This is a genomic window from Brachybacterium sp. AG952 (assembly GCF_004362645.1).
GTDB classification, from domain to species: Bacteria; Actinomycetota; Actinomycetes; order Actinomycetales; family Dermabacteraceae; genus Brachybacterium; species Brachybacterium conglomeratum.
Window position 1 is genome coordinate 114089 of record NZ_SNXV01000001.1, and the last position, 23470, is coordinate 137558.

Annotated in this window: 28 protein-coding genes and 1 pseudogene; 15 read left to right on the forward strand and 14 right to left on the reverse strand. The window is 72.7% G+C overall.

The window, feature by feature from the left end; translation table 11 throughout:
- Positions 1 to 128 precede the first annotated feature (128 nt).
- Positions 129 to 344: a hypothetical protein gene (locus tag DEU31_RS16995; RefSeq protein WP_133675005.1), complete on the reverse strand. Its 216-nt coding sequence runs from the start codon at positions 342 to 344 to the stop codon at positions 129 to 131.
- On the opposite strand from DEU31_RS16995, the gene DEU31_RS00525 reads away from it, so the two are divergent.
- The gene (locus DEU31_RS00525) at positions 339 to 2348 is read left to right on the forward strand and encodes a heavy metal translocating P-type ATPase (RefSeq protein ID WP_279535623.1); all 2010 of its coding nucleotides are present in this window, start codon (positions 339 to 341) and stop codon (positions 2346 to 2348) included. The genes DEU31_RS16995 and DEU31_RS00525 overlap by 6 nt on opposite strands.
- Before the next feature lie 13 nt (positions 2349 to 2361).
- On the opposite strand, the gene DEU31_RS00530 is transcribed toward DEU31_RS00525, so the two are convergent.
- Both DEU31_RS00530 and DEU31_RS00535 read right to left on the reverse strand, forming a co-directional pair.
- A complete protein-coding gene (locus tag DEU31_RS00530) occupies positions 2362 to 2934 on the reverse strand; it encodes a CueP family metal-binding protein (RefSeq protein ID WP_133675007.1) in 573 nt (190 codons plus the stop codon).
- Between the two features lie 85 nt (positions 2935 to 3019).
- Positions 3020 to 3853 (reverse strand): phosphotransferase, encoded by an 834-nt coding sequence (locus tag DEU31_RS00535; protein ID WP_133675009.1) that lies wholly within the window; start codon positions 3851 to 3853, stop codon positions 3020 to 3022.
- Positions 3854 to 3929: 76 nt separating this feature from the next.
- Here DEU31_RS00535 and DEU31_RS00540 point away from each other — a divergent pair, with 76 nt between their 5' ends.
- Positions 3930 to 4463, forward strand: a complete 534-nt coding sequence (locus DEU31_RS00540) for a GNAT family N-acetyltransferase (RefSeq protein WP_010552090.1) — start codon at positions 3930 to 3932, stop codon at positions 4461 to 4463.
- 146 nt (positions 4464 to 4609) lie between these two features.
- Here the strand turns inward: DEU31_RS00540 and DEU31_RS00545 are convergent, their stop codons facing one another.
- Positions 4610 to 5782, reverse strand: coding sequence for an acetyl-CoA C-acetyltransferase (locus DEU31_RS00545; protein WP_133676255.1), 1173 nt, complete (start codon positions 5780 to 5782; stop codon positions 4610 to 4612).
- 369 nt (positions 5783 to 6151) lie between these two features.
- On the opposite strand from DEU31_RS00545, the gene DEU31_RS00550 reads away from it, so the two are divergent.
- On the forward strand, positions 6152 to 6343 hold the full coding sequence (locus DEU31_RS00550; protein WP_010552092.1) for a dinucleotide-binding protein: 192 nt from the start codon (positions 6152 to 6154) through the stop codon (positions 6341 to 6343).
- Positions 6344 to 6429: 86 nt separating this feature from the next.
- Here the strand turns inward: DEU31_RS00550 and DEU31_RS00555 are convergent, their stop codons facing one another.
- From DEU31_RS00555 to DEU31_RS00575, 5 genes are all read right to left on the reverse strand, one after another.
- Positions 6430 to 7821, reverse strand: coding sequence for an amino acid permease (locus DEU31_RS00555; RefSeq protein WP_010552093.1), 1392 nt, complete (start codon positions 7819 to 7821; stop codon positions 6430 to 6432).
- A gap of 486 nt (positions 7822 to 8307) precedes the next feature.
- Positions 8308 to 8520 (reverse strand): CDGSH iron-sulfur domain-containing protein, encoded by a 213-nt coding sequence (locus DEU31_RS00560; RefSeq protein WP_133675011.1) that lies wholly within the window; start codon positions 8518 to 8520, stop codon positions 8308 to 8310.
- Positions 8517 to 9461 (reverse strand): iron-containing redox enzyme family protein, encoded by a 945-nt coding sequence (locus DEU31_RS00565; RefSeq protein ID WP_133675013.1) that lies wholly within the window; start codon positions 9459 to 9461, stop codon positions 8517 to 8519. Before DEU31_RS00565 ends, DEU31_RS00560 begins: the two co-directional genes overlap by 4 nt.
- A 337-nt stretch (positions 9462 to 9798) precedes the next feature.
- A complete protein-coding gene (locus DEU31_RS00570) occupies positions 9799 to 11064 on the reverse strand; it encodes an MFS transporter (protein WP_133675015.1) in 1266 nt (421 codons plus the stop codon).
- Positions 11061 to 11735, reverse strand: a complete 675-nt coding sequence (locus DEU31_RS00575) for a GntR family transcriptional regulator (protein ID WP_133675017.1) — start codon at positions 11733 to 11735, stop codon at positions 11061 to 11063. Before DEU31_RS00575 ends, DEU31_RS00570 begins: the two co-directional genes overlap by 4 nt.
- A 48-nt stretch (positions 11736 to 11783) precedes the next feature.
- Between DEU31_RS00575 and DEU31_RS00580 the strand changes: the two genes are divergently transcribed.
- Both DEU31_RS00580 and DEU31_RS00585 read left to right on the forward strand, forming a co-directional pair.
- On the forward strand, positions 11784 to 12002 hold the full coding sequence (locus DEU31_RS00580) for a methyltransferase domain-containing protein (RefSeq protein ID WP_133676257.1): 219 nt from the start codon (positions 11784 to 11786) through the stop codon (positions 12000 to 12002).
- Between the two features lie 6 nt (positions 12003 to 12008).
- Entirely contained in the window at positions 12009 to 12260 is a 252-nt protein-coding gene (locus DEU31_RS00585) for a hypothetical protein (RefSeq protein ID WP_133675018.1), read from the forward strand.
- 144 nt (positions 12261 to 12404) lie between these two features.
- On the opposite strand, the gene DEU31_RS00590 is transcribed toward DEU31_RS00585, so the two are convergent.
- From DEU31_RS00590 to DEU31_RS00600, 3 genes and pseudogenes are all read right to left on the reverse strand, one after another.
- On the reverse strand, positions 12405 to 12584 hold the full coding sequence (locus tag DEU31_RS00590) for a hypothetical protein (protein WP_133675020.1): 180 nt from the start codon (positions 12582 to 12584) through the stop codon (positions 12405 to 12407).
- Positions 12585 to 12800: 216 nt separating this feature from the next.
- Positions 12801 to 13160: pseudogene (locus DEU31_RS00595) on the reverse strand (NUDIX domain-containing protein); the annotation flags it as partial.
- 107 nt (positions 13161 to 13267) lie between these two features.
- Positions 13268 to 13846 (reverse strand): GNAT family N-acetyltransferase, encoded by a 579-nt coding sequence (locus DEU31_RS00600; protein ID WP_166649336.1) that lies wholly within the window; start codon positions 13844 to 13846, stop codon positions 13268 to 13270.
- A 405-nt stretch (positions 13847 to 14251) separates the two neighbouring features.
- Here DEU31_RS00600 and DEU31_RS16655 point away from each other — a divergent pair, with 405 nt between their 5' ends.
- From DEU31_RS16655 to larB, 5 genes are all read left to right on the forward strand, one after another.
- Positions 14252 to 14806: a hypothetical protein gene (locus DEU31_RS16655; protein ID WP_166649331.1), complete on the forward strand. Its 555-nt coding sequence runs from the start codon at positions 14252 to 14254 to the stop codon at positions 14804 to 14806.
- A 5-nt stretch (positions 14807 to 14811) separates the two neighbouring features.
- On the forward strand, positions 14812 to 15117 hold the full coding sequence (locus tag DEU31_RS00615) for a type II toxin-antitoxin system PemK/MazF family toxin (protein WP_029360922.1): 306 nt from the start codon (positions 14812 to 14814) through the stop codon (positions 15115 to 15117).
- A gap of 122 nt (positions 15118 to 15239) precedes the next feature.
- On the forward strand, positions 15240 to 16595 hold the full coding sequence (locus tag DEU31_RS00620; RefSeq protein WP_133675028.1) for a lactate racemase domain-containing protein: 1356 nt from the start codon (positions 15240 to 15242) through the stop codon (positions 16593 to 16595).
- The gene (gene larE, locus DEU31_RS00625) at positions 16592 to 17548 is read left to right on the forward strand and encodes an ATP-dependent sacrificial sulfur transferase LarE (RefSeq protein ID WP_133675029.1); all 957 of its coding nucleotides are present in this window, start codon (positions 16592 to 16594) and stop codon (positions 17546 to 17548) included. The genes DEU31_RS00620 and larE overlap by 4 nt, the downstream gene beginning before the upstream one ends.
- Positions 17541 to 18275 carry a nickel pincer cofactor biosynthesis protein LarB gene (larB, locus tag DEU31_RS00630; protein WP_010552103.1) on the forward strand — a complete coding sequence of 245 codons (735 nt, stop codon included), beginning with the start codon at positions 17541 to 17543 and terminating at the stop codon, positions 18273 to 18275. The genes larE and larB overlap by 8 nt, the downstream gene beginning before the upstream one ends.
- Before the next feature lie 27 nt (positions 18276 to 18302).
- Here larB and DEU31_RS00635 read toward each other — a convergent pair whose 3' ends face one another.
- Positions 18303 to 18671, reverse strand: coding sequence for a Fic family protein (locus DEU31_RS00635; protein ID WP_133675031.1), 369 nt, complete (start codon positions 18669 to 18671; stop codon positions 18303 to 18305).
- The gene (locus DEU31_RS00640; RefSeq protein ID WP_010552105.1) at positions 18668 to 18871 is read right to left on the reverse strand and encodes a CopG family transcriptional regulator; all 204 of its coding nucleotides are present in this window, start codon (positions 18869 to 18871) and stop codon (positions 18668 to 18670) included. Before DEU31_RS00640 ends, DEU31_RS00635 begins: the two co-directional genes overlap by 4 nt.
- Before the next feature lie 284 nt (positions 18872 to 19155).
- Here DEU31_RS00640 and DEU31_RS00645 point away from each other — a divergent pair, with 284 nt between their 5' ends.
- The 5 genes from DEU31_RS00645 (at position 19156) to uxaC (ending at position 23470) form a co-directional block, all read left to right on the forward strand.
- The gene (locus tag DEU31_RS00645) at positions 19156 to 19791 is read left to right on the forward strand and encodes a TetR/AcrR family transcriptional regulator (RefSeq protein WP_010552106.1); all 636 of its coding nucleotides are present in this window, start codon (positions 19156 to 19158) and stop codon (positions 19789 to 19791) included.
- A complete protein-coding gene (locus DEU31_RS17350; RefSeq protein WP_133675033.1) occupies positions 19788 to 20339 on the forward strand; it encodes an SMR family transporter in 552 nt (183 codons plus the stop codon). Before DEU31_RS00645 ends, DEU31_RS17350 begins: the two co-directional genes overlap by 4 nt.
- Complete coding sequence (locus DEU31_RS00655; protein WP_133675035.1) at positions 20336 to 20659, forward strand: SMR family transporter; 324 nt, start codon at positions 20336 to 20338, stop codon at positions 20657 to 20659. Before DEU31_RS17350 ends, DEU31_RS00655 begins: the two co-directional genes overlap by 4 nt.
- A gap of 271 nt (positions 20660 to 20930) precedes the next feature.
- On the forward strand, positions 20931 to 21917 hold the full coding sequence (locus DEU31_RS00665; RefSeq protein WP_239639386.1) for a LacI family DNA-binding transcriptional regulator: 987 nt from the start codon (positions 20931 to 20933) through the stop codon (positions 21915 to 21917).
- A gap of 125 nt (positions 21918 to 22042) precedes the next feature.
- Entirely contained in the window at positions 22043 to 23470 is a 1428-nt protein-coding gene (gene uxaC, locus DEU31_RS00670; protein ID WP_133675037.1) for a glucuronate isomerase, read from the forward strand.

Consider the following 23470-nt stretch of genomic DNA (forward strand, 5'->3'; position numbering starts at 1 on the left):
TACGTCATGTGCTTCATGTACGTGATGTACGTGGATTTCTTCGACGACTCCCCGACTCGGGGACGGACGGTCGGCGTTCGGTGGAGAGTGGTGGGTGACGTCGGGCCCCCACACTTGGCCAATACCCCCTAGGGGTATAGGGTCGCGGTATGAGCACACAGCACGAGGGGCACGGACGGCAGGACTCCCACGTCGCTCTCGGCGTCGGAGGCGGCGATCGGGGCACGCACCAGCACGAGGGCCGCGGGAGCCACGATGGACATGACGCGCACGTCGGGCGCGACATGGATGCCGGGCATCACGGGAGCGGGGCTCACCGCGATCACGGCGGCCACGACATGCACGCCGGGCACCACGGGCACGGGGGTCACGGCGATCACGTCGCGCAGTTCCGTCGGCTGTTCTGGATCATGCTGGTGGTCGCGGTGCCTGTCGTCGGCCTCTCGCCGATGTTCGCGGACCTGATCGGCTACACGATCCCGGACGTGCCGGGCCTTCGCTGGGTCGCGCCGCTGCTCGGCACCGTCATGTACGTGTGGGGCGGAAAGCCGTTCCTCAGCGGCGGACTCTCCGAGCTCCGCTCCCGCGCCCCGGGGATGATGCTGCTGATCAGCCTCGGTATCACCGTCGCCTTCCTCGCCTCCTGGGGTGCGACCCTCGGCCTGCTCCACCACTCGCTCGAGTTCTGGTGGGAGCTCGCGCTGCTGATCGTGATCATGCTGCTCGGGCACTGGATCGAGATGCGCTCCCTCGCGCAGACCTCCTCCGCGCTCGACTCCCTCGCGGCGCTGCTGCCCGATGAGGCCGAGCGGATCGAGGGTGAGGATATCGTCCCCGTCGCCCCTGCCGACCTGCGCACCGGCGACCTCGTGCTGGTCCGCCCCGGCGCCTCCATCCCGGCCGACGGCACCGTCGTCGAGGGCCGCGCCGACGTCGACGAGTCGATGATCACCGGCGAGTCCCGGACCGTGGAGCGCACGACGGGGGACCGCGTGGTCGCCGGCACCGTCGCGACCGACTCGAACCTGCGCATCGAGGTCACCGAGACCGGCGAGGGCACCGCGCTCGCCGGCATCCAGCGCCTTGTCTCCGAGGCCCAGAGCTCCTCCTCCCGCGCCCAGCGCATCGCCGACCGGGCCGCCGCCTGGCTGTTCTGGTTCGCGCTCGGCGCCGCGGTCATCACCGCGCTCGTCTGGGCGCTGCTGGGCATGCCCGACGACGCGGTCATCCGCACCGTCACCGTGCTGGTCATCGCCTGCCCGCACGCCCTGGGCCTGGCGATCCCACTGGTGGTCTCGCTCGCGACCGAGCGCGCCGCCCGCGCCGGCGTGCTCGTCACCGACCGGCTCGCCCTCGAGGGCATGCGCACCGTCGACACCGTCCTGTTCGACAAGACCGGCACCCTCACCCGCGGTGAGCCCGAGCTCTCCGAGATCGCCGTCGCCCCCGGCAGCGGGCTCGACGCGCCGACGCTCCTGGGGCTGGCCGCCGCGGCCGAGTCCGAGAGCGAGCACCCGCTCGCCGGCGCGATCCGCGAGCGCGCCGAGGCCGACGGGGTGAGCGTCCCCGCCGCCTCGGACGTCACCTCCGCCCCGGCGCTCGGCGTGAGCGCGCAGGTCGACGGGCACGAGATCCGCGTCGGCGGGCCGCGCCTGCTCGAGGAGACCGGCGCCGCGGAGCTCGAGGAGGCCCCGGCCTGGCGCGAGGAGGGCGCGATCGTGCTGCACGTGCTGCGCGACGGCGAGGCCGTCGGCGCCCTGAAGCTCGCCGACGCGGTGCGGGAGGAGTCCCGCGAGGCGATCGACGCCCTCCACGCCCGCGACATCCAGGTCGTCATGATCACCGGCGATGCGCGGGACGTCGCCGAGCACGTCGGCGCTGAGCTCGGCATCGACCGGATCTTCGCCGGGGTGCGCCCCGAGGACAAGGCGAGCCGCGTCGCCGCGCTGCAGGACGAGGGCCGCAAGGTCGCGATGGTCGGCGACGGCGTCAACGACGCCCCCGCCCTCGCCCGGGCCGACGTCGGCCTCGCGATCGGCGCCGGCACCGACGTCGCGATCGGCTCCGCCGGGGTGGTGCTCGCCTCCTCCGACCCGCGCTCGGTGCTCTCGGTGATCGAGCTGTCGACCGCCGCCTATCGCAAGATGCGGCAGAACCTCTGGTGGGCGGCCGGGTACAACCTGCTGTCCGTCCCGCTCGCCGCCGGGGTGCTCGCCCCGATCGGGTTCGTCATGCCGATGAGCGTCGGCGCGCTGCTGATGAGCGCCTCGACCGTCGTGGTCGCACTGAACGCACAGCTGCTGCGCCGCCTGGACCTGCGGCCCGAGGCGGTCGCCGTCCGGCGCTGAGGCGCTGCCTTGCTCAGGCCCCCAGCTGCATCGTGGTGATGCAGGTGGGGGCCTCGGCGTCGGTGCGCAGCGTCGTCGTGGCCTCACCGGCCTCTCCGGCGAGGGTGAGCGTGAGCTCCGCGTCCCGGGGCAGCCACAGGCCCAGGAAGCCGTTCGGCGCGGTGGTGCGTTCCTCGTCGATCAGCACCGCCCCGGAGGCGTCCTGGCCCCGCACCGCGAGCTCCTCCTCCGCCAGCTCGCCGAGGCACGTGGTGAGGCTGTGGAGGAAGCACTCATGGGTGCCGGACACGAACGGCGCGACCGAGACGTACAGCTCCTCCGCGGGCAGCTCGAGGGTCGCCTCCCGCCCGGCGGCGTCGGAGAGGGTGAGCACGTCGGTGCCGACGGAGGCGAGCAGCTCCGAGGGCCGCTCGTCGAGCGGCAGCGCTTCGAGCGCGTCGATCACCTCGCGGGCCGTGCCGGCGGGCAGGTCGTGGGCGGAGAGCAGATCCTCCGCGGCCGAAGGGCCGGCGGAGCAACCGGCGAGCACCAGCGGGGTCGTGGCGAGGGCGGCGAGCAGGGTGCGACGCGGCAGGTCGACAGTCATCGGAGGATCCTTCGGGACGACGGCGAGGACGCCCCGACCATACCCGGGCAGGGTATGCGCGAGCTGGGACCGCGGTCCCGCGGCCTCACCCCTCGACGCGCGCCCGCATCTCGGCCAGCCACGCCACGCCGATCGCTCGGCCGTCCGGGAAGGTGTCCTCCCGATCCCAGCGCCAGGTCGTCGCGAGCGCGAGCGAGAGGGTGCGGCACTCCTCGAGCAGCGCCGGTTCGTGGCCCGGATAGTGTGCGGCAACCTCGGCGGGAGCGTGGGCGAGGTCGAATTCGACCGGCCCGCGGCAGAAGGTCTCCAGGTCGATGAACCGCGGCCCGGCGGGGGTGTCCAGCAGGTTCCCGGGGTGCGGCTCGCCGTGCAGGATCTGCTGCGGGCCGCCGGTCGCGGCGCGGCCTGCGAGGCGGGTGAGGGTCTCCTGCAGCAGCGTCCGGTCCGCGGGCGCGAGCGACGGGGTGCGCGCAGGGTCCCGCAGCAGGTCCAGGGCGTGCCCCACCCGGTCCGCGAGGGGTGCGACGGGCAGGTCGAGCGCCCGCATGCCGGCGTGCAGCGCCGCGAGTGCGGCCGCGTACTCCGCCGGCGGCAGCTCCGCTCGGTCGCGCGAGGGGTGGTGCTCCCACAGCGTGATCGCGTGCTCCCCGCGCACATGCACAGATGGCGCGAGGCGCGGGTCGGGAGGGCCGACGGGCGCGCCGACGGCCTGCAGCGCCTCGGCCCGCTCGAGCTCGACCGCGAGATCTCCGGCGCGGTCGCGCGGGGCGATGCGGGCCACCACGTCGGCCGGCCGGAGGCGCAGCGTGAGCGTGTTCGAGGCATGCAGCACCACCGCCTCCTCGGCGGGCAGGCCGAGGTCCGTGAGCAGCGCAAGGGCGGTCGGCACGCGGGGGTCGTCCAAGGGGGTGATGTCCATGGAGGCACGGTACGGCCAGGGAGTCGGCGTGCAGAGGACTATGCTCTGCGGGTCCACAGCGCCCTGGGAGGCCCCGATGCAGATCCTCGACGCGACCGCGCAGCATGCCGGCGGCATCGCCGAGATCTACAACCATGCCGTCGAGCACACCACCGCGATCTGGAACGAGCGCCTCGTCGACGCGGCCGACCGCGCCGAGTGGATCGCCGAGCGGCAGGCGGGCGGCTTCCCGGTGCTCGTCGCGCTCGAGGACGACGGGACCGTGCTCGGCTACGCGACCTACGGGCCGTGGCGGCCGCACGACGGCTACCGCCACACCGTCGAGCACTCGCTCTACGTGCGCGAGGGACTGCGCGGCCGGGGCATCGGTTCGGCGCTGCTGGAGGGGCTGATCGGGCGCGCGCGGGCACAGGGCCTGCACGTCATGGTCGCCGGCATCGATGCGGAGAACCAGGGCTCCGTGCGCCTGCACGAGCGCTTCGGCTTCGACCGCGTGGGCGTGCTGCCGCAGGTGGGGACCAAGTTCGGGCGCTGGCTCGACCTGGCCTTCCTCCAGCTCGTGCTCGATCAGGCTCCGGCCGCGGCCGACGGGTCCTCCAGCAGCCGCTGACAGGTCGAGCGGCCCAGCTCGGCCATCGTCGGGTTCGAGTCCGGGCAGCAGGTCCGTGATCTGCCGGGTCGCGTCCTGCGCGGTGAGCACGAGCTGGCCCGGGTGCATCGGCCCTCGTCCCCGCGGCCCGGTTCCCCTCGGCCCGGTCACCGCAGCAGCACGAGCGCCTCGCCCTGCCCGCCTCCGCCGCAGAGGCCCACGGCGGCCGTGCCGGTGCCGCGTCGGGCCAGCTCATGTGCCATGTGCACCACGAGCCGGGCCCCGGAGGCGCCGATCGGGTGGCCGAGCGCGATCCCGCCGCCGTGCACGTTGACGATCTCCTCGGAGACGCCGAGCGCGCGCTGCGAATGGGCGACGACGGCGCCGAAGGCCTCGTTGATCTCGACCAGGTCGAGGTCCGCGGCGGTGATCCCCTGCTTCGTCAGCGCCCGGGCGATCGCGTCGGCCGGCTGGGCCTGCAGGGAGCTGTCCGGCCCCGCGGTCTGCCCGTTCGCGCCGATCCGGGCCATGACCTGCCAGCCCTCCGCGTCGGCGCGGGCGGAGGTGGTGAGCACGAGCGCGGCGGCGCCGTCGGAGATCTGGGAGGAGCTCCCGGCCGTGATCGTGCCGTCCTTCGCGAAGGCGGGGCGCAGACGGGCGAGGGACTCGGCGGTGGTGTCGGGGCGGATGCCCTCGTCGGCCGTGACCTCGACCGGCTCCCCGCGGCGCTGCGGCACCGAGGCCGGCACGATCTCCTCGGCGAGGACGTCGGCCGCGGCCGCGGCGCGCTGATGGGACAGCGCCGCGACCCGGTCCTGGTCCTCGCGCGTGACCTCGAAGCGGGGATTGTGCCGCTCGGTGGACTCGCCCATGCTCACCCGGTCGTGGGCGTCGGTGAGGCCGTCGTGCGCCATATGGTCCAGCGCCTCGACCGCCCCGTACTTCCAGCCGGCGCGGGAGCCCATCAGCAGGTGCGGCGCCTGGGACATCGACTCCATGCCGCCGGCCACCACGACCTCCGCGTCCCCGGACGCGATCATCCGCGCCGCGTCGATCACGGCGGTCAGGCCCGAGAGGCACACCTTGTTCACGCTGCTGGCGGGGGTGGACCACGGGATGCCCGCGCCGAGCGCGGCCTGTCGGGCGGGGTTCTGGCCGGAGCCGGCCGGCAGCACCTGCCCCATGACCACGGCGTCGACCGCGGCGGGTTCCACGCCTCCGCGCTCGAGCGACCCGGCGATCGCGGCGGAGCCGAGCTGCGGGGCGGAGAAGCAGGACAGCGCCCCCTGGAGCCGGCCCTGCGCGGTGCGGGCGGCGGCGACGATGACGATCTCGGACATGGGGTGCCTCCCGGCGGCGACGACGGTGTCTGCCGTCATTGTGCCGCACCTGCCCGCGGCGTCGCGGGTCAGGAGGCCGAGCGCGACCGCCTCGGCAGAGCACGCGCGGCGGGGACCGCGGCGACCGCGCCGCTCAGCGGTCGTCGAGCCGGTCGGCGACCCGTTCGAGCAGGCCGGCCAGGGTGGTCAGCTCCTCGTCGGAGAGGTCCCCGAGGATCGTGTCGCGGGCGAGCGCGATGTGCGGAGGGGTGGCGCGGAGATAGGTGCGCAGTCCCTCGCGCGTGAGGCGGACGTTGATGGCGCGACCGTCGCCCGCGCAGGAGGTCCGTTCGACGAGTCCGCGCTTCTGCAGCCGCGTGACCCGCCGTCGTGCTGGTCGCCGGCGACGACGAGTCCGCGAAGTCCGCGCTGATCGAGCTGGTCACTGCTGGCGGCGTGAAGGGCGTCGACGCGGGCTCCCTCAAGCGCGCCCGCGAGATGGAGGCCGTCGGCTTCCTGCAGATGACCCTTGCCGCCCGCGAGATCATCGACTGGACCGGCGGGTTCGCGCTGCGCGGGTGACGCAGGCCTGAGCAGCCGGCCGCCTCGGCCGTGCCGAGATCTCGACGCTGCCCGGGTCCCCGTGTGGGGAGCCGGGCAGTGCCGCGTCAGGACCGGACCGGGCGCCGCTGCCGTCCTGTCGCCGCGTAGAGCAGCGACATCACCGCGAGGAACCCGACGCCCACCAGCAGGGCCGTGTGGTACTCGGACTGCCACACCATGATCCCGAAGGTGAACAGGATGAACGCGATCGCGAACGCCTGCCCGTAGGGCCACAGCGGCACGGGGAACGCGAGCGCCGCGCGCTCCTCGCGGCTCATGCCGCGGCGGGAGGCGACCTGCGCGAGCAGGATCATCAGCCACACGAACACGGTCGCGAAGGTCGCCAGCGACGCGACGATCGTGAACACCTCGTCCGGCAGCGCCCAGTTCAGCAGCACGCCCACGACGAGCACGCCGAGCATCGCGAGGGTGGTCACGACCGGCACGCCGCGCATCGTGCGGGACAGGGCTGCAGGGGCCAGGCGCTGGCGGGCCATGCCGGCGACCACGCGGCCCGCGCCGAAGAGGTCCGCGTTGATCGCGGAGAGCGCCGCGGTGATCACCACGATGTTCAGCAGCGCCGCCGCCCAGTTCACGCCGAGGGTGTCGAAGATCTGCACGAACGGGGACTCCTCGCCGGTGATCTGCTGCCACGGGGTGAGCAGCAGGATCACGCCGATCGCGAGGACGTAGAACAGCAGGATCCGCACCGGGACCGTGTTCACGGCCTTCGGGATGGCCTTGGCGGGGTCCTCCGCCTCGGTGCCGGCCACGCCGATGATCTCGGTGCCGCCGAAGGCGAAGAGCACCAGGATGAACGCGCTGATCATGCCGCCGGGCCCGTGCGGGAAGAAGCCCCCGTCGGCGGTGAGGTTCGAAAGCCCCGTGGGCGTCGCGGGATCCCCGAGCCCGAAGGCGAGGATCGCCGCGCCGCCGAGGATCATCGCGACCACCGCGGCGACCTTCACGATCGTGAAGGCGAACTCCAGCTCCCCGAACCAGCGGACGCTGGCGAGGTTCGCCGCGCCGACGATCAGCAGCGTGAGCGCCACCCAGATCCACTGGGCGGTGTCAGGGAACCAGAAGCGCATGTAGATCGCGATCGCGGTGAGGTCCGCGAGGCACACGATCAGCATCTCGAAGGCGAACATCCAGCCGGTGATGTACCCGGCCCAGCGGCCCAGGAAGCGACGCGTGTACTCCGCGAAGGAGCCGGAGATCGGCATCCGCACCGCCATCTCGCCCAGCGCGCGCAGCATGAAGTACACGACCGCGCCGCCGAGCAGGTACACCAGCAGCACGGAGGGGCCCGCGGCCTGGATCGCGCCGGCCGAGCCGTAGAACAGGCCCGTCCCGATCGCGGAGCCGAGGGCGATGAAGTGCAGGTGTCGCGCCGAGAGGCCGGGACGGCGACGCGTGGTCGCGGGGGTGTCGGTCGGCTGCGTGGACGTGCTCATCGAGGGGTGGCTCCGGGGGGGGGAAGGGAGGCGGCGCAGGCGGGGCAGGCGCTTCTTGTGCTTCTGACACGGTACGGCGCGGCATGGCGCGCGGCCACGTGTGTCCGGCCACGTCCGGCGGTCGAGCGGCTACGGCAGACCGGACGTCCTCGACCAAGCCCCAGCGGCGCAGTGTCAGGCGGGAGCGATACGCAGACCGCCTCGGGCCTGCTGCCGCCAGGCCCGGCCAGCGAGCTCGGTCGCGCCGACCGGCGCGCCCCTGGGGGCCGCGCGGCTGCGCAGCTGTACGCCGCGGAGCAGCTCGTCCCGCAGGAGCCCTGGTGATCGGGCAGAGACCTGGCATGCACGATGCGGACGGGCTCGCCCACGTCCCCGCCCATCGGGGTCGGTCAGGTCGCCGACGACGCCGCCCGCGCAACCCGGGGGGCGGACGGCGGGCGCCGAGGGAACCTCAGCGGTGGGCAGCACGTGCCGGCGGACAGCGGCTCAGCGGCCGGGCCGCTTCCGCAGCGTCTTGTGGGTGCCGTCGCACCAGGGCTTGATGCCCGAGGCGCCGCAGCGGCACACGGCGCTCACCGGCCGCGTGGTCGGGTGCTCGCCCCCGTCCTCGTCCTCGATCACGTGCTCCCCGCGCAGCAGCATCGGGCCATCCGGGCAGAGGATCACGTCGGGATGGTCGTCAGGTGACTGTCGGTTCATGCCGACCACTCCGCCAGCATGCGCTCGCCGTAGAGGTCTTCCACGTGCAGGCACGCCCAGGCACCGAACCAGACGTTCTCGTACTGCTCCGGCTCCTCCCCGATCAGGGTGCCGCACACGGTCCGGACCGCGAGCTGTTCGTGGACGGCGTCGGCCTCGACGTGCTCGGTGTAGTACTCGACCATCTCGGGCGGGAAGCCGAGCCGGGTGAGGCCGCGGGCGATCCTGCGCGAGGGCGCGGAGCTGGTGGCCTCGAAGGCGGCGAGGAAGCCGAGCGAGGCGGCACGCAGCCGGCGGTTCAGGCCGAACAGGCTCATCACGTTGTTCTGCACGAGCACCTCGACCGGCGCCTCGTCGAGATAGGCGCCGTACTCGGCGTCCAGCCCGCTCGCCGCGAGCCCCTTCGCGAAGAGGTTCGCGTGCAGGCGGTGCGGGTTCCCGCCGCCGTACTCGTCGTACTGGAGCTCCACCACCGCGGCCTTCACCGGATAGCTCAGGCGAGGGATCGTCCACGTCGTGTGGTCGGACTCCTTGAGCGTGTAGACCGACTTGTGGCGCAGGAACTGCCTGGCCTCCTCCTCGGTCGCCGCGCGGTGGATGTGCTCGGCGGCCGACGGGCCGTCGTGCGCGGCGATGGCGGCGAAGAACTCCGTGGCGAAGTCACCGCCGGGGGCGGGCGGCTCCGGCGCCCGCTCGCGCAGCTGCTGCTCGAGGTCCGCCTCGAGCCGCTGCCGCAGCGCGATCAGCTGCGGGTCCCACTCGTGCTCGTCGGCGACGTCGTCGAAGCCGCGGTGGTGCAGCTCGTACAGGCACCACAGGGTGAGCTGGGCGTCGTCGGCATCCTCGGGGGGAGGCAGCTCCGCGACACCTGCCGTCTCCCCGGAGCGCATGGCCTCCAGGACGGCCTCGCTCAGCGGGCCGCGCGCAGTGGGGGTCAGCATCCGAGGCCTCCGCGGGGAAGGAAGGGCATGCGGTCCTCTTCTCGTGGTCGGGGCCGGGCGGGGAGCGCCCGGGCTCTCGAACCTACTGGGCACGAGCGGGTGGGACGACTCCGCCGACCGCTCGGACGGACCGGCTCCCTCACCTGGACCCCCTGCCCAGGAGCTGGTTCGACGAGTTCGCCGGGGCGCGCGACGCGCTCGCCGGACAGCTCGCCGACCCGCGGGAGGAGGGCCTCGGTGCCTGGGCGGCGCGGGAGGACGGCGCCGTGGTGGGGCGCGGCGGCTGTGCGGTCCGCCAGAGCGCGTCCTGGAAACTCGGCGATGCGGTGTGAGCGGCTCAGGACGCCGCGACCGCGGCGGCCTCCGGCTCGACGGGCTGGCCGGCCGGTGACGCCTCCGCGGGTCGGGGCTGCGGGCGGCGCAGCCCCCAGGTGACCGCCGCCAGGCACAGGACGCACACCGCGGCGACGATCGCGAGCCCGCCCGTGTACGGCAGCACCGGGGTGAGCGCCGCGAGGATCGTCGGCAGCAGGAAACCGAGATAGGCGAGGGAGTAGTAGACGCCGGTGATCCCGGCGAGCTCGCGCGGAGAGGCGAGGGACTGGGCGATGACCAGCCCCGCCACCACGCACACCCCGTAGGACGCGCCGAGCAGTGCCGCGACGCCCACCACCAGCACCGGGCGGCGCAGATCCGCGGCGACGGCGGCGAGGATCATCCCCGCGCTCATGCCGCTCAGGCCCACGATCAGCGCGCGGCCGCGGGTGAGGCGGTCGATCAGGCCCACGGTGCCCTGTGCGATCGCGCCGATGCCCAGGGTGAGCACGGTCAGGCCCGTCGCGTAGATCGTCGCGGAGTCCCCGATCTGCGCCTCGACCGTCGCAGGCAGGATGGCGTAGGCGACCCCGGCGGCGGCGAACACCCACGGCGCGGCCGGCAGCACGATCCGCGCGAAGACGGGATGCCTCACCGAGGAGACCCTCAGGTCATCGCGCAGCGCGCCGCGGGCCCGCAGCTCGCGTGGCAGGCTCTCCGGCGCCGCGAGCAGCGCGATCCCGGCGAGCAGGCACAGCCCGAGATGGACGAGGAAGGGCAGCTGCCCCGGCAGCGGCGCCCACTGGGCGAGCGAGCCCGTCACGCCCGCGCCGAGCGCGAAGCCGAGGGTGAGGATCATCGAGGAGCGTCGGGCCCCGGCGGTCGGCGTCGCGCCCGGGTCGTGCGGGGCGCAGGAGAGCTCCTTGATCCAGGTCGAGCAGACCGACATGCCCACACCCACTCCGATCCCGGCGAGGACGCGGCCGGCGCACAGCAGCACGAAGCTCGACATGCTCGCCGCGAGCACCACGCTGCCGAGCGCCCCGGCAAGCAGGCCCGCGATCGCGATCGGCCGACGGCCGTGATGGTCCGAGAGCCCCGCGGCCAGCAGCATCCCGGGGACGAGGCCGGCGACGTACATCCCCAGCAGCAGGTTCGCCTGCCAGGGCGCATAGCCGCCGACGGTCTCGTACACGTGCAGCAGCGGCGTGAAGTGGTTGCCGCCCCAGGCGAGGAGGAAGCCCGTCGGGGCGACGGCGAGCCAGGCCGGGATCCGTGCGCGCCTCACTCGGACACCACCGAGTAGGCATCGTGGCCGGTGTGCAGGTGGCCCTCGATCATCTCGCGGAAGCCGGCGACGTCCCCGCGCGCCACCGCATCGGTGAGCTCGACGTGCTCGCGGTGCAGGGCGGGCAGGTCCGCGGCGGGGGAGAGGACTGCCAGATGCGTGAGGCGGAACAGTCGCGGTCCGAGCGCGCGCAGCACCTCCTCGACCACGCGGTTGCCATCGTGGGAGGCGAGGGTGAGGTGGAAGGCGTAGTCGTGGACGGCGAAGTCCGCGGGACGATCGGTCGCGGCCTCCTGCGCCGCGAGCACCGGCGCGAGCGCCTCGACGAGGGAGGACCGACGGGTCTCGTCGGGCGCGATGCGGGAGACGGCGTGCCCCTCGAGCATCGCGCGGACAGAGAGCAGCTCCTCCCGCTCCCGGGCGGTCGGGGTCGTGACCTGGGCGCCCTTCTTCGGCAGGAGGCGCACCAGCCCCCAGGTCTCCAGCTGCAGCATCGCCTCGCGCGCCGGGGTGCGGCTCGCGCCGTGCTCCTCGGCGACGTCGACCTCACGCAGCAAGGCGCCCGGCTCGATATCGCCGGTGGCGATCTGTCGGGCCGTCCTCGCGGCGATCTGCGTCGCGATCGGCCGGTTCTCGCGGTCATCGAGCCAGGGGAGGGTGGGGGAACGCATGGAGGCGATCCTAATGCATGCATCAATGGATGCAAGGCGGGGGCCGTGATGCGGTGCGCCGATCTGCCCGACGGGGAGCTGCTCGACGTCGGATGCGGCACCGGGCACCTGGCCGAGCGGGCCGAGCGCGCGGGGCGGACGGTGACGGCGCTGGATGCCGACGAGTCCATGGTCGAGGCCGCCCGCCGTCGCCTGCGAGGGCAGGTGCTACGGACGACCTGCTCGGAGGAGTGTTGGAAAGCGGAACTGTCCAGATCGTGGAGGTGAACTGTGGTGCCGCTGACCAGCGATGTCACCTGCCCTAGCTACCCGGAGCACCGGAAAGTCGTGAGAGGCGCGTCGGCGGATGGCCGTGTCGCGCTTTCATGGGACGCGGCAATCATCAGGGCAGGGGCCGACATGACGGATCACCAGCAGGCACGCGCGACCGCCACGATCGCGGGCGCCACGACGCGAGCGATCTCGGAGGGCAGCCTGTTCGGCACCGTCCTGCAGCGCCTCGACGTACTCGACCGACGCCGCTGAGGCGCCGCGGGCGTCAGCGCACCGCATCGTCGACGAGCTTCATCACGCCGCCGGCGTGAATGGCGGACGCGCGCGAGTGCGGCGCACCGGCAACAGCGGCGTGCGAAGGGGTGGGGCGTTGTGCCGAGCATCGGGAGAGCCGGATCAGTCCTGTCGATCCTTGCGCGTCGGCTCCGTCTCTCGCTGCGCCCGTCGTGCGCCGGAGACGGCGGCCGCACGGACGACCGCGAAGAGCACGGCGAGGACCACCACCGCGGCGGCGACCACTGCCAGCAGAATGATGATCTCCCAGCCCCCGAGTCCCATGAATCCCGTGATTCCCATGGTTCGACCCTACGCGTCTGCGGAACAGAGATGCAGGGGGACAGGAGAGCTCGGTGGTGGCTCTGAGGAGGAGCTTCCGAGATGAGGAGGTGCTTCGTGGGGCGCTGTTGAAGAGCCGTCGAGCTCACGACCTCACTCGATCGTCTGAAGGCTTCACTTCATGGAGTGAGAGCGTCACTTCATAGACCGAGGACCTCAGTGCATAGGGTGACGCGCTCAGTGATCGAGTGATGGGGCGCTCGGTGTCGAGTGAGCCACGGGCTCACGCGGCGGAGCCGGGCCGTCGGTCGGAGCGAGCAGCTCCTCGAGAAGCGGTGCGTACGACGGATGTGCGAGCCGCAGGGTGGGCAGCTCCTCGTGAGTGAACCATCGCAGGTCGTCGCGCTCCTCCGGCGCGAGGTTGCGCGGGTTGCCCGCCCCGGTGGTGAGGACCCACAGTCGTAGATCGAGGCCGCCGTCCGCCGCAGACTCCTCGACATGCAGTCGCGACACCCCGCTCACCTCGACCTCCACCCCGATCTCCTCGAGCTGCTCCCGCCGCGGCGCTGCGGACGCGCCGCCTCCCGGCTCGGCGTGGCCGCCGGGGAAGTCTCAGCACTCCGCGCAGTAGCGCCGATGTGGTGAGCTGAGGGCGTGGAGCACCTCGCCCGGCCCGGGCAGCGCACCCGCGCAGTCGCTTGGGATCACGGCCGTCCCGTCTCGACGGGGGCTCGCAGCATCGAATGGACGACCGGGCCGTCGGGGATCCGCGTGGTCGCGGTGACGGAGAAGCCGTGGCGAGAGTACAGCTCCACGTTGCGGGGGTCCGAGGTCTCCAGCGTGCAGCTCCCACCGGCCGCATCGACGCGGCGCAGGCCCTCGGCGAGCAGTGCGGAGCCGAGGCCCCGCCCCCGTGCCGAGGGGCGGACTCCGAGGGTCGCAAGCTCCCACGCCTCGGTCGGCCGTGGCGGCAGCTCGGCGGCGAGGAAGACGTCGAGACGGTCGCCCAGCAGGTCGGCGATCCGTGCCTGCGCCGCGTCCGCCGGGGCGGGGGAATGCGGGCGGAGCAGGGCGGCCACCCCGTCCAGGTGCTCACTCACGAGAACGATGCCACTGCTCAGGGCGTGCTCGAGGTAGATCGACTGCAGTTCCTCGAGTCGCTCGGCATGGTGGTCCTCGGGGATCGACCACCGTGTCCACGAGTAGTCGTCGAAGGCCGTGGCGAGAGTGTGCGCAGCGGCGGGCAGGTCGGCGGGGCGGGCATCGCGGAGAGAGTTCGGCACTCCGGCACGGTAGCCCAGCTCGTCCGGGGCACGGACGGCCGCTGCGTTCACGACGACTCCCGCATCTGTGCGCGCAGCACGTCGAACTCGCATCCGGAGCGTCCAGGTCGAGACCGTGCTCGAGCAGCCAGCGCGCCGCGGTGAGGCTCCGCACCGACCACCAGACGCGGATGACGTCGCGGTCCACGTCGGTGCCGTAGCCCGTGAGCAGGTCCTCCAGGTGCTCCTCGTGGCCGAGGGTGAGGATCGCGAGGTCGAACATCGCGTCCCCCCGGGGCACCCTCGGACCAGTCGATGATGCCGGTGACCTCGTCGGCCTCGACGAAACGTGGGTGATCGGCAGGTCGCCGTGGAGGGAGGTCCACGCCCGCGCGCCGGTGCTTCCGCAGCACGAAGAACTCGGCCATGTGGAGCCGCTCCGCTTTCCCGCACCAGGGCGAATCCTGCGGGGCGGCCCTCGACCCGGATCACGTAGGCGTGACGGCCCGGCTCCTCGTGGTAGGCATCGAGCCAGCTGTGGTGGAAGAGGCCATCCTCGCCGACGTCCCAGCCCGTGTGCTCGGAGAAGTCGTGGAGGTAGAGCTGCAGCAGCCTGCCGAGCACGTCGAAGTCCTCTCACGCGCCGGGTGGGTCGTGGGAGCCGTGGTCGAGCCCGCACGCGACACCGTGTCGTCCAGGTTCTCCGACTCATCGCCTCGTGGCATGGCAGCAACAGCAGTCGGGCGTCATCAGCAGCGGTGCATGAGGCATTGCCTGCATCAGGAAGTGCTTCACAATGTGCTGCAGGCCCTCTCCGCGCTGTTGGCCGTCGCCCGACATTCCGTGAGCGACTGGGTCACCGCCGCTGGCTACGCCGCCTATGGCGAGGCGCTCGATGAGGAGGATCGTGCGTTCGCCGCCTCGACTCGCGCGCGCCGAGGCGAGCGTGCGCGGAGGCGTGTTGAGGCCGGCCACGAGTGAGGTTCGTGCGTGGGAACGTCTACTGGGCGGATCTCGGCCACGGTGAGAAGCCCTGGGTCGTGGTCTCGAACAACGCCCGAAACAACGCCCTGGGCAGTGCGCTGGTCGCAAGCATGACGACCAGCGTCAAGCCGCCGCTCGACAGCATCGTCGTGCTCGACACTGCCGATTCGCCGTTCACGGGCAGGATCCTGTGCGATGACATCGAGACGCTCTACGACGATGATCCGGTCAGGCATGGAGGCGCTCTCCGGCCGGCGACGATCATGCGCATCGACCGAGCCCTGCGGGTGGCATTCGCGCTGCGCTGAGCGCTACGGCCCAGATAGCCTCTGCCGACGCCCCGGGCCGGCAGCCGATGGACGACGCGGCCCCCATGGCAACTGCCTGGCGGTCCTTGTCCTGGTCAGGCCCGACGGCGCATAGTGGAGCGATGAGCCAGACGACGACGGCGACCCAGCAGCCCACGATCCACCCGATCCCCGAGGGCCTGGCCGAACGGGCCGCCCTCCTCGGCGGCCCGGGAGGCAACCTCACCGACGAGCAGATCGCCGGCTTCGTCGCCGAGCAGCTCGCCGGGCAGGACCTCGACGGCAAGAGCGTCTGCCTGATCATCCCGGACGGCACCCGCTCCGTGCCCCTGCCCAAGGTGCTGCCCGCGATCCACGACGCGCTCGCCGGCCGCGCCTCCTCCGTCACCGTGCTCATCGCGCTCGGCACCCACGCCGCCATGAGCGAGCAGGCCATCGACCAGCTGCTCGGCTCCACCGAGCGCGGCGCGAAGGCGACCTACCCGGAGTGGACGGTCCTGAACCATGCCTGGGACGACCCCTCCCAGATCGCGGACCTCGGCGTCATCCCCGCCGAGCAGATCGCCGAGCTCACCGGCGGGCTGCTCACCGACATCCCCATGAACGTGCAGATCAACAAGCTCTGCGTCGAGTCCGACGTGAACCTGATCGTCGGCCCCGTCTTCCCCCACGAGGTCGTCGGCTTCTCCGGCGGCAACAAGTACTTCTTCCCCGGCTGCTCGGTGCACGACGTCATCGACATCTCCCACTGGGTGGGTGCGCTGATCACCGCCAGCCGCATCATCGGCACCCTCGGCATCACCCCCGTGCGCCAGCTCATCGACGCCGCGAGCGAGCTCATCCCCACCGAGAAGCTCGCCTTCACCATGGACGTCGCCGAGGGCGGAGCGGACCTCGGCGCGATCGCGTTCGGCGACCCGCAGGCCGCCTGGGCGGCGATGGCGAACATCTCCGCACAGACCCACATCACCTACGTCGAGAAGCCCTATAAGCGGATCGTCGCCCTCGTCCCGGAGATGTACGAGGACATGTGGACCGGGGCGAAGGGCTTCTACAAGTCCGAGCCCGTCTGCGCCGACGGCGGCGACGTGATCATCTACGCCCCGCACATCACCGCGGTCGCCGAGATGCATCCCGGCATCCGCGAGATCGGGTACCACAACATCGAGTACTTCACGAAGCAGTGGGACCGCTTCAAGGACCACCCCTGGGGCGAGCTCGCCCACTCCACCCACGTCACGGGCCTGGGCACCTACGACCCCGAGACCGGGGAGGAGAAGCAGCGTGTGAACCGCTACTTCGCCACCTCCATCTCCAAGGAGGAGACCGAGGCGTACAACGTGCTGTACATGGACCCCGCCTCCCTCGACATCGAGGCGCTGCGCGACGACCCCGACACCCTCGTGATCGACCGCGCGGGCGAGGTCCTCTTCCGCCTCGCCTCCGAGCGCGACGGCGCCGCGGAGCAGAGCAGGTGACCTCCGTCCGCCAGCCCGTCCCGCTCACCCTCGGCACCGCCCCGCAGGCCCCCACCTCGCTGTTCGCGCCCGGCCATCCCGGCTTCGAGGTCGAGGAGATGACCCCCGACGCCCTGCAGGGCGAGGCGCTCGAGCTCGCCGACGCGGTCTCCGCCGAACTCGCGGGCGTGAGGAAGCTCGGCGTCGCCTACTCCGGCGGCGTCGACTCCGCGACCCTGCTCGCGCTCGCCGTCCGGGCCCTCGGCGCAGAGAACGTCGTCGCGCTGCTGGGCGTCTCCCCGTCCCTCGCCCGGCGCGAGCGGCGCCTGGCCCACCAGGTCGCGCGCGTGATCGGCGCCGAGGTCGTCGAGGTCCCCACCCACGAGGGCGAGAACCCCGACTACCAGAAGAATGACGCTGCTAGGTGTTTTCATTGCAAGGACGAGCTGTTCACCCGCATCGGCGAGGACGTCGTCGGCGAGCAGCAGCTCGACGCGGTCGCCTACGGCGAGAACGCCGACGACGCCACCCGCCACGACCGCCCCGGCGCCGGCGCCGCGACCCGGCACCGGGTGCTGCGGCCGCTGTCCGTCGTCGGCATGGCGAAGTCGCAGGTCCGCGAGGTGGCGCGGCAGCTGTCCCTGCCCGTCGCGGACAAGCCCGCCGCCCCCTGCCTCGCCTCCCGCATCCCCTTCGGGCAGGAGGTCACCCCCGAGAAGCTGCGCCAGATCGACGACCTCGAGGACGCCGTCTACGAGCAGGGCTTCAGCGACTGCCGGGTGCGCCACCACGGCGCCGTCGGCCGCATCGAGCTGCCCACCGAGGAGCTGCCCCGCGCGATGGAGCCCGAGATCCGCGAGGCGCTCGTCGCCGCGGGCAAGGGGACCGGGTTCCAGCACGTCACCATCGACCTCGACGGCATCCGCTCGGGACTGTTCTCCCTGCAGATCGTCGGGAAGTCCGCGCGTGGCTGAGGCGCCGGCCGACGGGACAGGACCGGCCGACGGGGCCGGGAGGGTCGAGGGCTTCCTCGACCTGGACCTCGACCGAGCCTCCCGCCGCGGTGCGCCCGAGGCCGTGCTCTGCGACGCGAAGAGCGTCGAGCAAGTGCACGAGATCGCCGCGACCTACGCGCGCCTCGCCGCCGAGGGCCGCGAGGACCTCGGACCGGTGCTGTTCACGCGCGCCGACGAGGCCCGCGCCGAGGCCGTGCTCGCCGCCCTGCCGGACGCCTCGCACGATCCGTCGGCCCGCTTCCTCGCCTGGCCCGCCGCGCCGCCCGCGCCGAGCGGCGGCCTCGTGATCGTGGCCTGCGCCGGCACGAGCGATCTGCCCGTGGCGCGCGAGGCGGAGCTCACCGCCCGTCACCTCGGCCGGCCCACGAAGCTCATCGCCGACATCGGCATCGCGGGGCTGCACCGCCTGCAGTCCCGACTGCCCGAGCTGCGGGAGGCGGCCTGTGTGGTCGTCGCCGCCGGGATGGACGGGGCGCTGCCCACCGTGGTCGCCGGGCAGATCCCCGCACCCGTGGTCGCGCTGCCCACCTCCGTCGGCTACGGCGTCGCCGCCGGCGGCGTCACCGCGGCGCTCACCATGCTCTCGGCCTGCGCGCCGGGCATCGGCGTGGTCAACATCGACAACGGCTACGGCGCCGGGCACCTCGCCGCGCAGATCGCCCGCTGGGCCCCCGCGCCGGAATGATCCGGCTCTGAGGGAGTGCACGATGGTTCAGTGCCAGGCCGCGAGCGCCTCCGCTGCCTCCTCGAGGGGCATCTGTCCTGTGGATACGGCGATGACCAGCTCATAGGCCGCATCATCGGGCGCGTCGAGGTCGACACCGTTCAGGCCGAAGAAGACCACGATGGCCAGCCATCCGAGGCGCTTGTTGCCGTCGAGGAGCGTGTGGTTGCGGACGAGGGACTCGAGGAGCGCCGCGGCCTTCAGATCGAGCCCGTCATAGGCCTCCGCGCCCCAGAGGGTGGTCGTGGGGCGATGCGCTGCGGACTCGAGGAGGCCCAGATCACGCACCGGACCGACCCGGAGGTCGTCGACCAGAGTCAGCAGGTCCTCGAGGGTCAGATAGCGGACCGGGGTCACTGCGCGAGGCGGTCGAGGAGATCGGCGTAGCGGGTGCGTGCACGCAGGGACAGGTCCTGCACCGCCTTTTCGTGGCCTCGTCGTGCCGCCGCCTCGCGGATCGCGCGGACCGTCGCCTCCTGCCGACTGACGCCCTCCTCGCGGGCGAGCTCGGCGAGGATCTTCTCGTCGTCATCGGTGAGTCGCAGAGTCATGGCCATGACTGGATGATACCGCTCTGGTATCACGCAGAGAAGCCTTCGTGCGCCGCCCGGATCGCCCGCAGGCCCTGCGCCGGGGGAGTGAGCGGCCGTGCGTCGAGCATGCTCCGTGGCCAAGAGGCGTGCTCGGGACGCACGCCGAGGCTGATGACACGGCCCATGTGGTGCCGCGCGGGCAGGCTGCACGCCGCGCGATGCGAGCACTTCGACGCCCGGCGACGCTTGCGTCACTTGGCCATCCGGTCAGTAAAGTAACGGGCGTTCCCCTCGACCTCGGAGGTCCCATGGCACCCGCGCGCTCCACGCCGCCCTCACGCCCCGCGCACCGCCCCTCAGCCCGCGAGGCGATGCTCGACGCCGCCGAGGCCCACCTCGGCGCCGATGGCACGCTGACCCTGGACTCCGCCGCTCGCGCCGCCGGGGTCACCAAGCCCGGGCTGATGTACCACTTCTCCACCAAGGAGCAGCTGCTCGGCGCGATCCTCGATCGGATGGCGGCGCGCTACGAGCGGGAGCTGCTCGCACAGGTCGCCGCCCGCCACCCGGGGGCCGCGGACGACCTGGCCGACGCGCCGGCCGGCCTGGCAGAGGCGCCCGCGGACCAGCGCCACCTCGCCTATCTCGACTGGGCCTGCACGGCCGCCCTCTCCGCCGCGGACCTGGTGATCTTCGCTGACCCGCACCTGCGCGTGACGCTCACCGAGCGCTGGCAGGAGCAGGTCGAGACCTGGCTGCACGTGCCCGCCGGTGTCGCCGCGGACCGCCGCGCACGGCTGCTCGCCGTGCGGCTCATGGCCGACGGGCTCTGGTTCGACCGCGCCGCCGGCCTGCTCGACGAGGTGGGGGAGGAGGCGGAGCGCCTGCGCTCCCTCGCCGCCGCGCTGCTGGAGGAGGCGACGGCCGGAGGGGAGGCGCGATGACGACCTGGCTGCTGCTCGCCGCCGCGATCCTCGCCGAGGTCACGGCGACGCTCTCCCTGCGCGGCGCCCTCGACCGGCCTGCGCTGTACGTCGTCGTGGTCGTCGGCTACGTGCTCACCTTCGCCCTGCTCGCCCAGGTGCTCCGCCGCGGCATGGGCCTCGGCGTCGCCTACGGGCTCTGGGGCGCGATCGGGGTGGTGCTCACCGCCGGCGCGTCGGCCGTGCTGTTCGGGGAATCGCTGGGCGCCCTGAAGGTCAGCGGGATCCTGCTCATCGCGGCCGGCGTCGCCGTCGTCGAGCTCGGCTCCCAGCGGGCCCGCCGCGCCGAGGCCGCCACCGCCGCCGACGCCGGAGCGGGGGAGCGGCCGCACGGCGGACCCGGCCCGGTGCCGGTCGCCGCCGCCGACACGGCGGAGATCCCCGTCGAGGAGTGGCTCGCCGGCGCCACTGCCTACGGCTCCCGCGGCGAGGTCGAGCTGCTGCGGGAGCTCGAGATCCACGCGATCCCCGACGAGTCCGAGGACGAGCACGAGGGGAAGGAAGCATGACGAGCTGGCTGCTGCTCCTGGGCGCGATCGTCACCGAGGTCGGCGCGGCCCTCTCCCTGCGGATGTCCGCGACGGGCGACCGCCGCTGGTACCTGCCGGTCGTCGTCGGCTACCTGCTCGCCTTCGCACTGCTCTCGGGCGCGCTCGCCGCCGGCATGCCGCTCGGCGTGGCCTACGGGATCTGGAGCGCCGTCGGGATCGTCGCCACCGCCGTGCTCTCCCGGATACTCTTCCGCGAGCCGCTGACGAAGCTGATGCTCGGCGGGATGGGGCTGATCGTCGTGGGCGTCCTGCTCGTCGAGCTCGGCGGGGTGCACTGACCTAGGGGGCACTGGCGGGGCGCGGCTCGTCAGCGACGTCGTCTTCGCCGCTGGCGCCGTCGTCATCAAGGACGTCCCCGACCGCTGCGTCGTCGGCGGCGTGCCCGCGACCGTGATCAGGCAGCTGGACCCCTCGGAGTGACGGGCGGACGGTTGCCGCCGGTTGCCTTCGGCTCGGGGTAAGCTCTGCCGAGGACAGCGGGCGCGCAGCGCCCGCGAGGACAGCGCCCGGAGGGTGCGGGACGGAGCCGGCCGAGTGGCGGACGCGCGCGTGACGATCTACGACGTCGCCAAGGAGGCAGGTGTCGCCCCCTCCACCGTCTCGCGTGCCTTCTCTCGCCCCGGCCGGGTCAGCGCCGCGACCCATGCCAAGGTCATGGCGGCCGCGAAGGTCCTGGACTACCGCACCTCCGCCCCGCCCTCGCAGGAGCGCGCCCACCGCCACCAGCGCCTCGGCATCGAGGTCCCGGACCTCACCAACCCCTACTTCGCCGAGCTCGTCTCCGGCATGCAGGAGGCCGCCCAGGAGCAGGACTTCCTGCTGCTCCTGCTGGACGCCGTCGAAGACGAGGCGCGCGAGCGCGCGAGCCTCGAGAGTGCCGTCAACGTCGTCGACGGGATCGTGCTCTCGGGCACCCGGCAGTCCGACGCGATGCTCAACCACCTGTCGAAGCGCATCCCCGTCGTCGTGATGAACCGGCGCGTGGCAGGCCTGGATTCCGTCACCCCCGAGTTCGAGCACGGCATGGGCCAGGCGATCGCCCACCTGGCCGAGAACGGCCTGCGCACCGTCACCTACGTCGCCGGGCCCGTGAACTCGTGGTCCGACGGGGAGCGCTGGCGCGCCGTCCGCGTCGCCGCCCGCCGGGACGGGATGCAGATCCAGCGCCACGGCCCCTTCGCCCCCACCATCGCGGGCGGCGAGCAGGCCTTCGAGGAGATGCGCGACTCCCTGCCCCATGCGGTGATCTGCTACAACGACCTGGTCGCCTTCGGCTTCCTGGTCTCCGCACTGCGCGCCGGCATCCGCGTGCCCGAGGAGCTGTCGGTGATGGGGCACGATGACATCCAGCTCTCCCGGCTCGTCGGCGGCGGGCTCACCACCATCGTCAGCCCCAAGCGCGCCCAGGGCCGTGCCGCCGTCGAGCGCCTCATCCGCCGCATCGAGAACCCTTCCGCCCACCGCACCCCGGTCGAGGGGTCGCTGCCCGTGCGGCTCGTGCCCCGCGGCAGCACGGGACCGCGCGAGACCCCCTGAGGCGGCGCGCCCGACGCGGTCCCCGGCCGCTTGCCGGGGCGCCGATCAGCCTGACGGAGGGCGCTTTCCCCGGCAACCCGTGACAACCGTCCGACGCTCTCACGAAAGGTTGCGAGGATGGCCGCATGAGCAACGACGCCTTCGTCCCGCACCCCGACCGCCTCCTGCCCGCGGACCCCGCCGTCCGCGAGATCGCGCGCAGCCTCTACGAGCTCGAGAAGGATCAGCCGATCGTCTCGCCCCACGGGCACGTCGATCCTCGCCTCCTGCTCGACGACGAGCCCTTCCGCGATCCGACCTCGTTGTTCATCACCCCGGACCACTACGTCAACCGTCTGATGCACGCCCGCGGCGTGGACCTCGCCGATCTCGGCGTGGGACAGGGGCCGCTGGACGAGAAGGCCTCCCGCAGGGCGTGGCACCTGCTGGCCGAGCATTGGCACGCCTACGCCGGCACCCCCTCCCGCTACTGGATGGAGCACGAGTTCTCCGAGGTCTTCGGCCTGGAGACCGTGCTGAACCCGCGCACGGCCGACGCGATGTACGACGAGATCGCGGACAAGCTCACCCGCCCCGAGTTCCGCCCGCGCGCCCTGTTCGACCAGTTCAGGATCGAGGTCCTGGCGACCACGGACGACCCGGTCGACGACCTCGCGCCGCACGACGCGCTCACCGCCGACGCCTCCTTCACCGGCCGCGTGATCCCCACCTTCCGGCCCGACAAGTACCTCGAGCCCGCCCGCGCCGACTTCCCCGAGCTGGTCGCCGCCCTCGGCGAGTCCGCCGGCGTCGACACCGGCACCTACGACGGCCACCTCGAGGCGATGCGCACCCGCCGCCTCTACTTCCGCGACCACGGCGCTGTCTCCTCCGACCACGCCCACATCGATCCCGGCACCGAGCGGCTCGCGATCGAGGACGCCCGCCGCCTCTATTCCGCCGCGCTCGAGGGCACGATCGGGGCCGACGAGGCCGTGGCGCTGCGCCGCCACCTGCTCGCCGACCAGGCCCGGCTGGCCGCCGAGGACGGGCTCGTCTTGACCCTCCACCCGGCCGTCTCCCGCAACCACTCCGATGTGATGTTCGAGAAGTTCGGGGCGGACGTCGGCTTCGACATCCCCGTCGCCGTCGACTTCGTCCACCACCTCCGCCCCCTGCTCAACGACGTGGGCCACGCGGAGAACTTCCGCACCGTGCTGTTCACGATCGACGAGACCGTGTTCTCCCGCGAGATCGCGCCGCTGGCCGGCGTGTACCCCTCGGTCTACGCAGGGGCGCCGTGGTGGTTCATCGATTCGCCCGATGCGATCCTGCGCTTCCGCCGCGCCGTCTCCGAGACCCTCGGCTACACGCGCACCAGCGGCTTCATCGACGACACCCGCGCCTTCTGCTCGATCCCGGCGCGCCACGACATGTCGCGCCGCATCGACGCGACTCACCTGGCCGGCCTCGTCGCCGAGCACCGTATGCGCCTCGAGGACGCCGTCGAGCTCGTCGCCACCCTGCCCAGCCAGCAGCCTCGCGAGGTCTTCCGCCTCGGCGAGCCCGCGTGA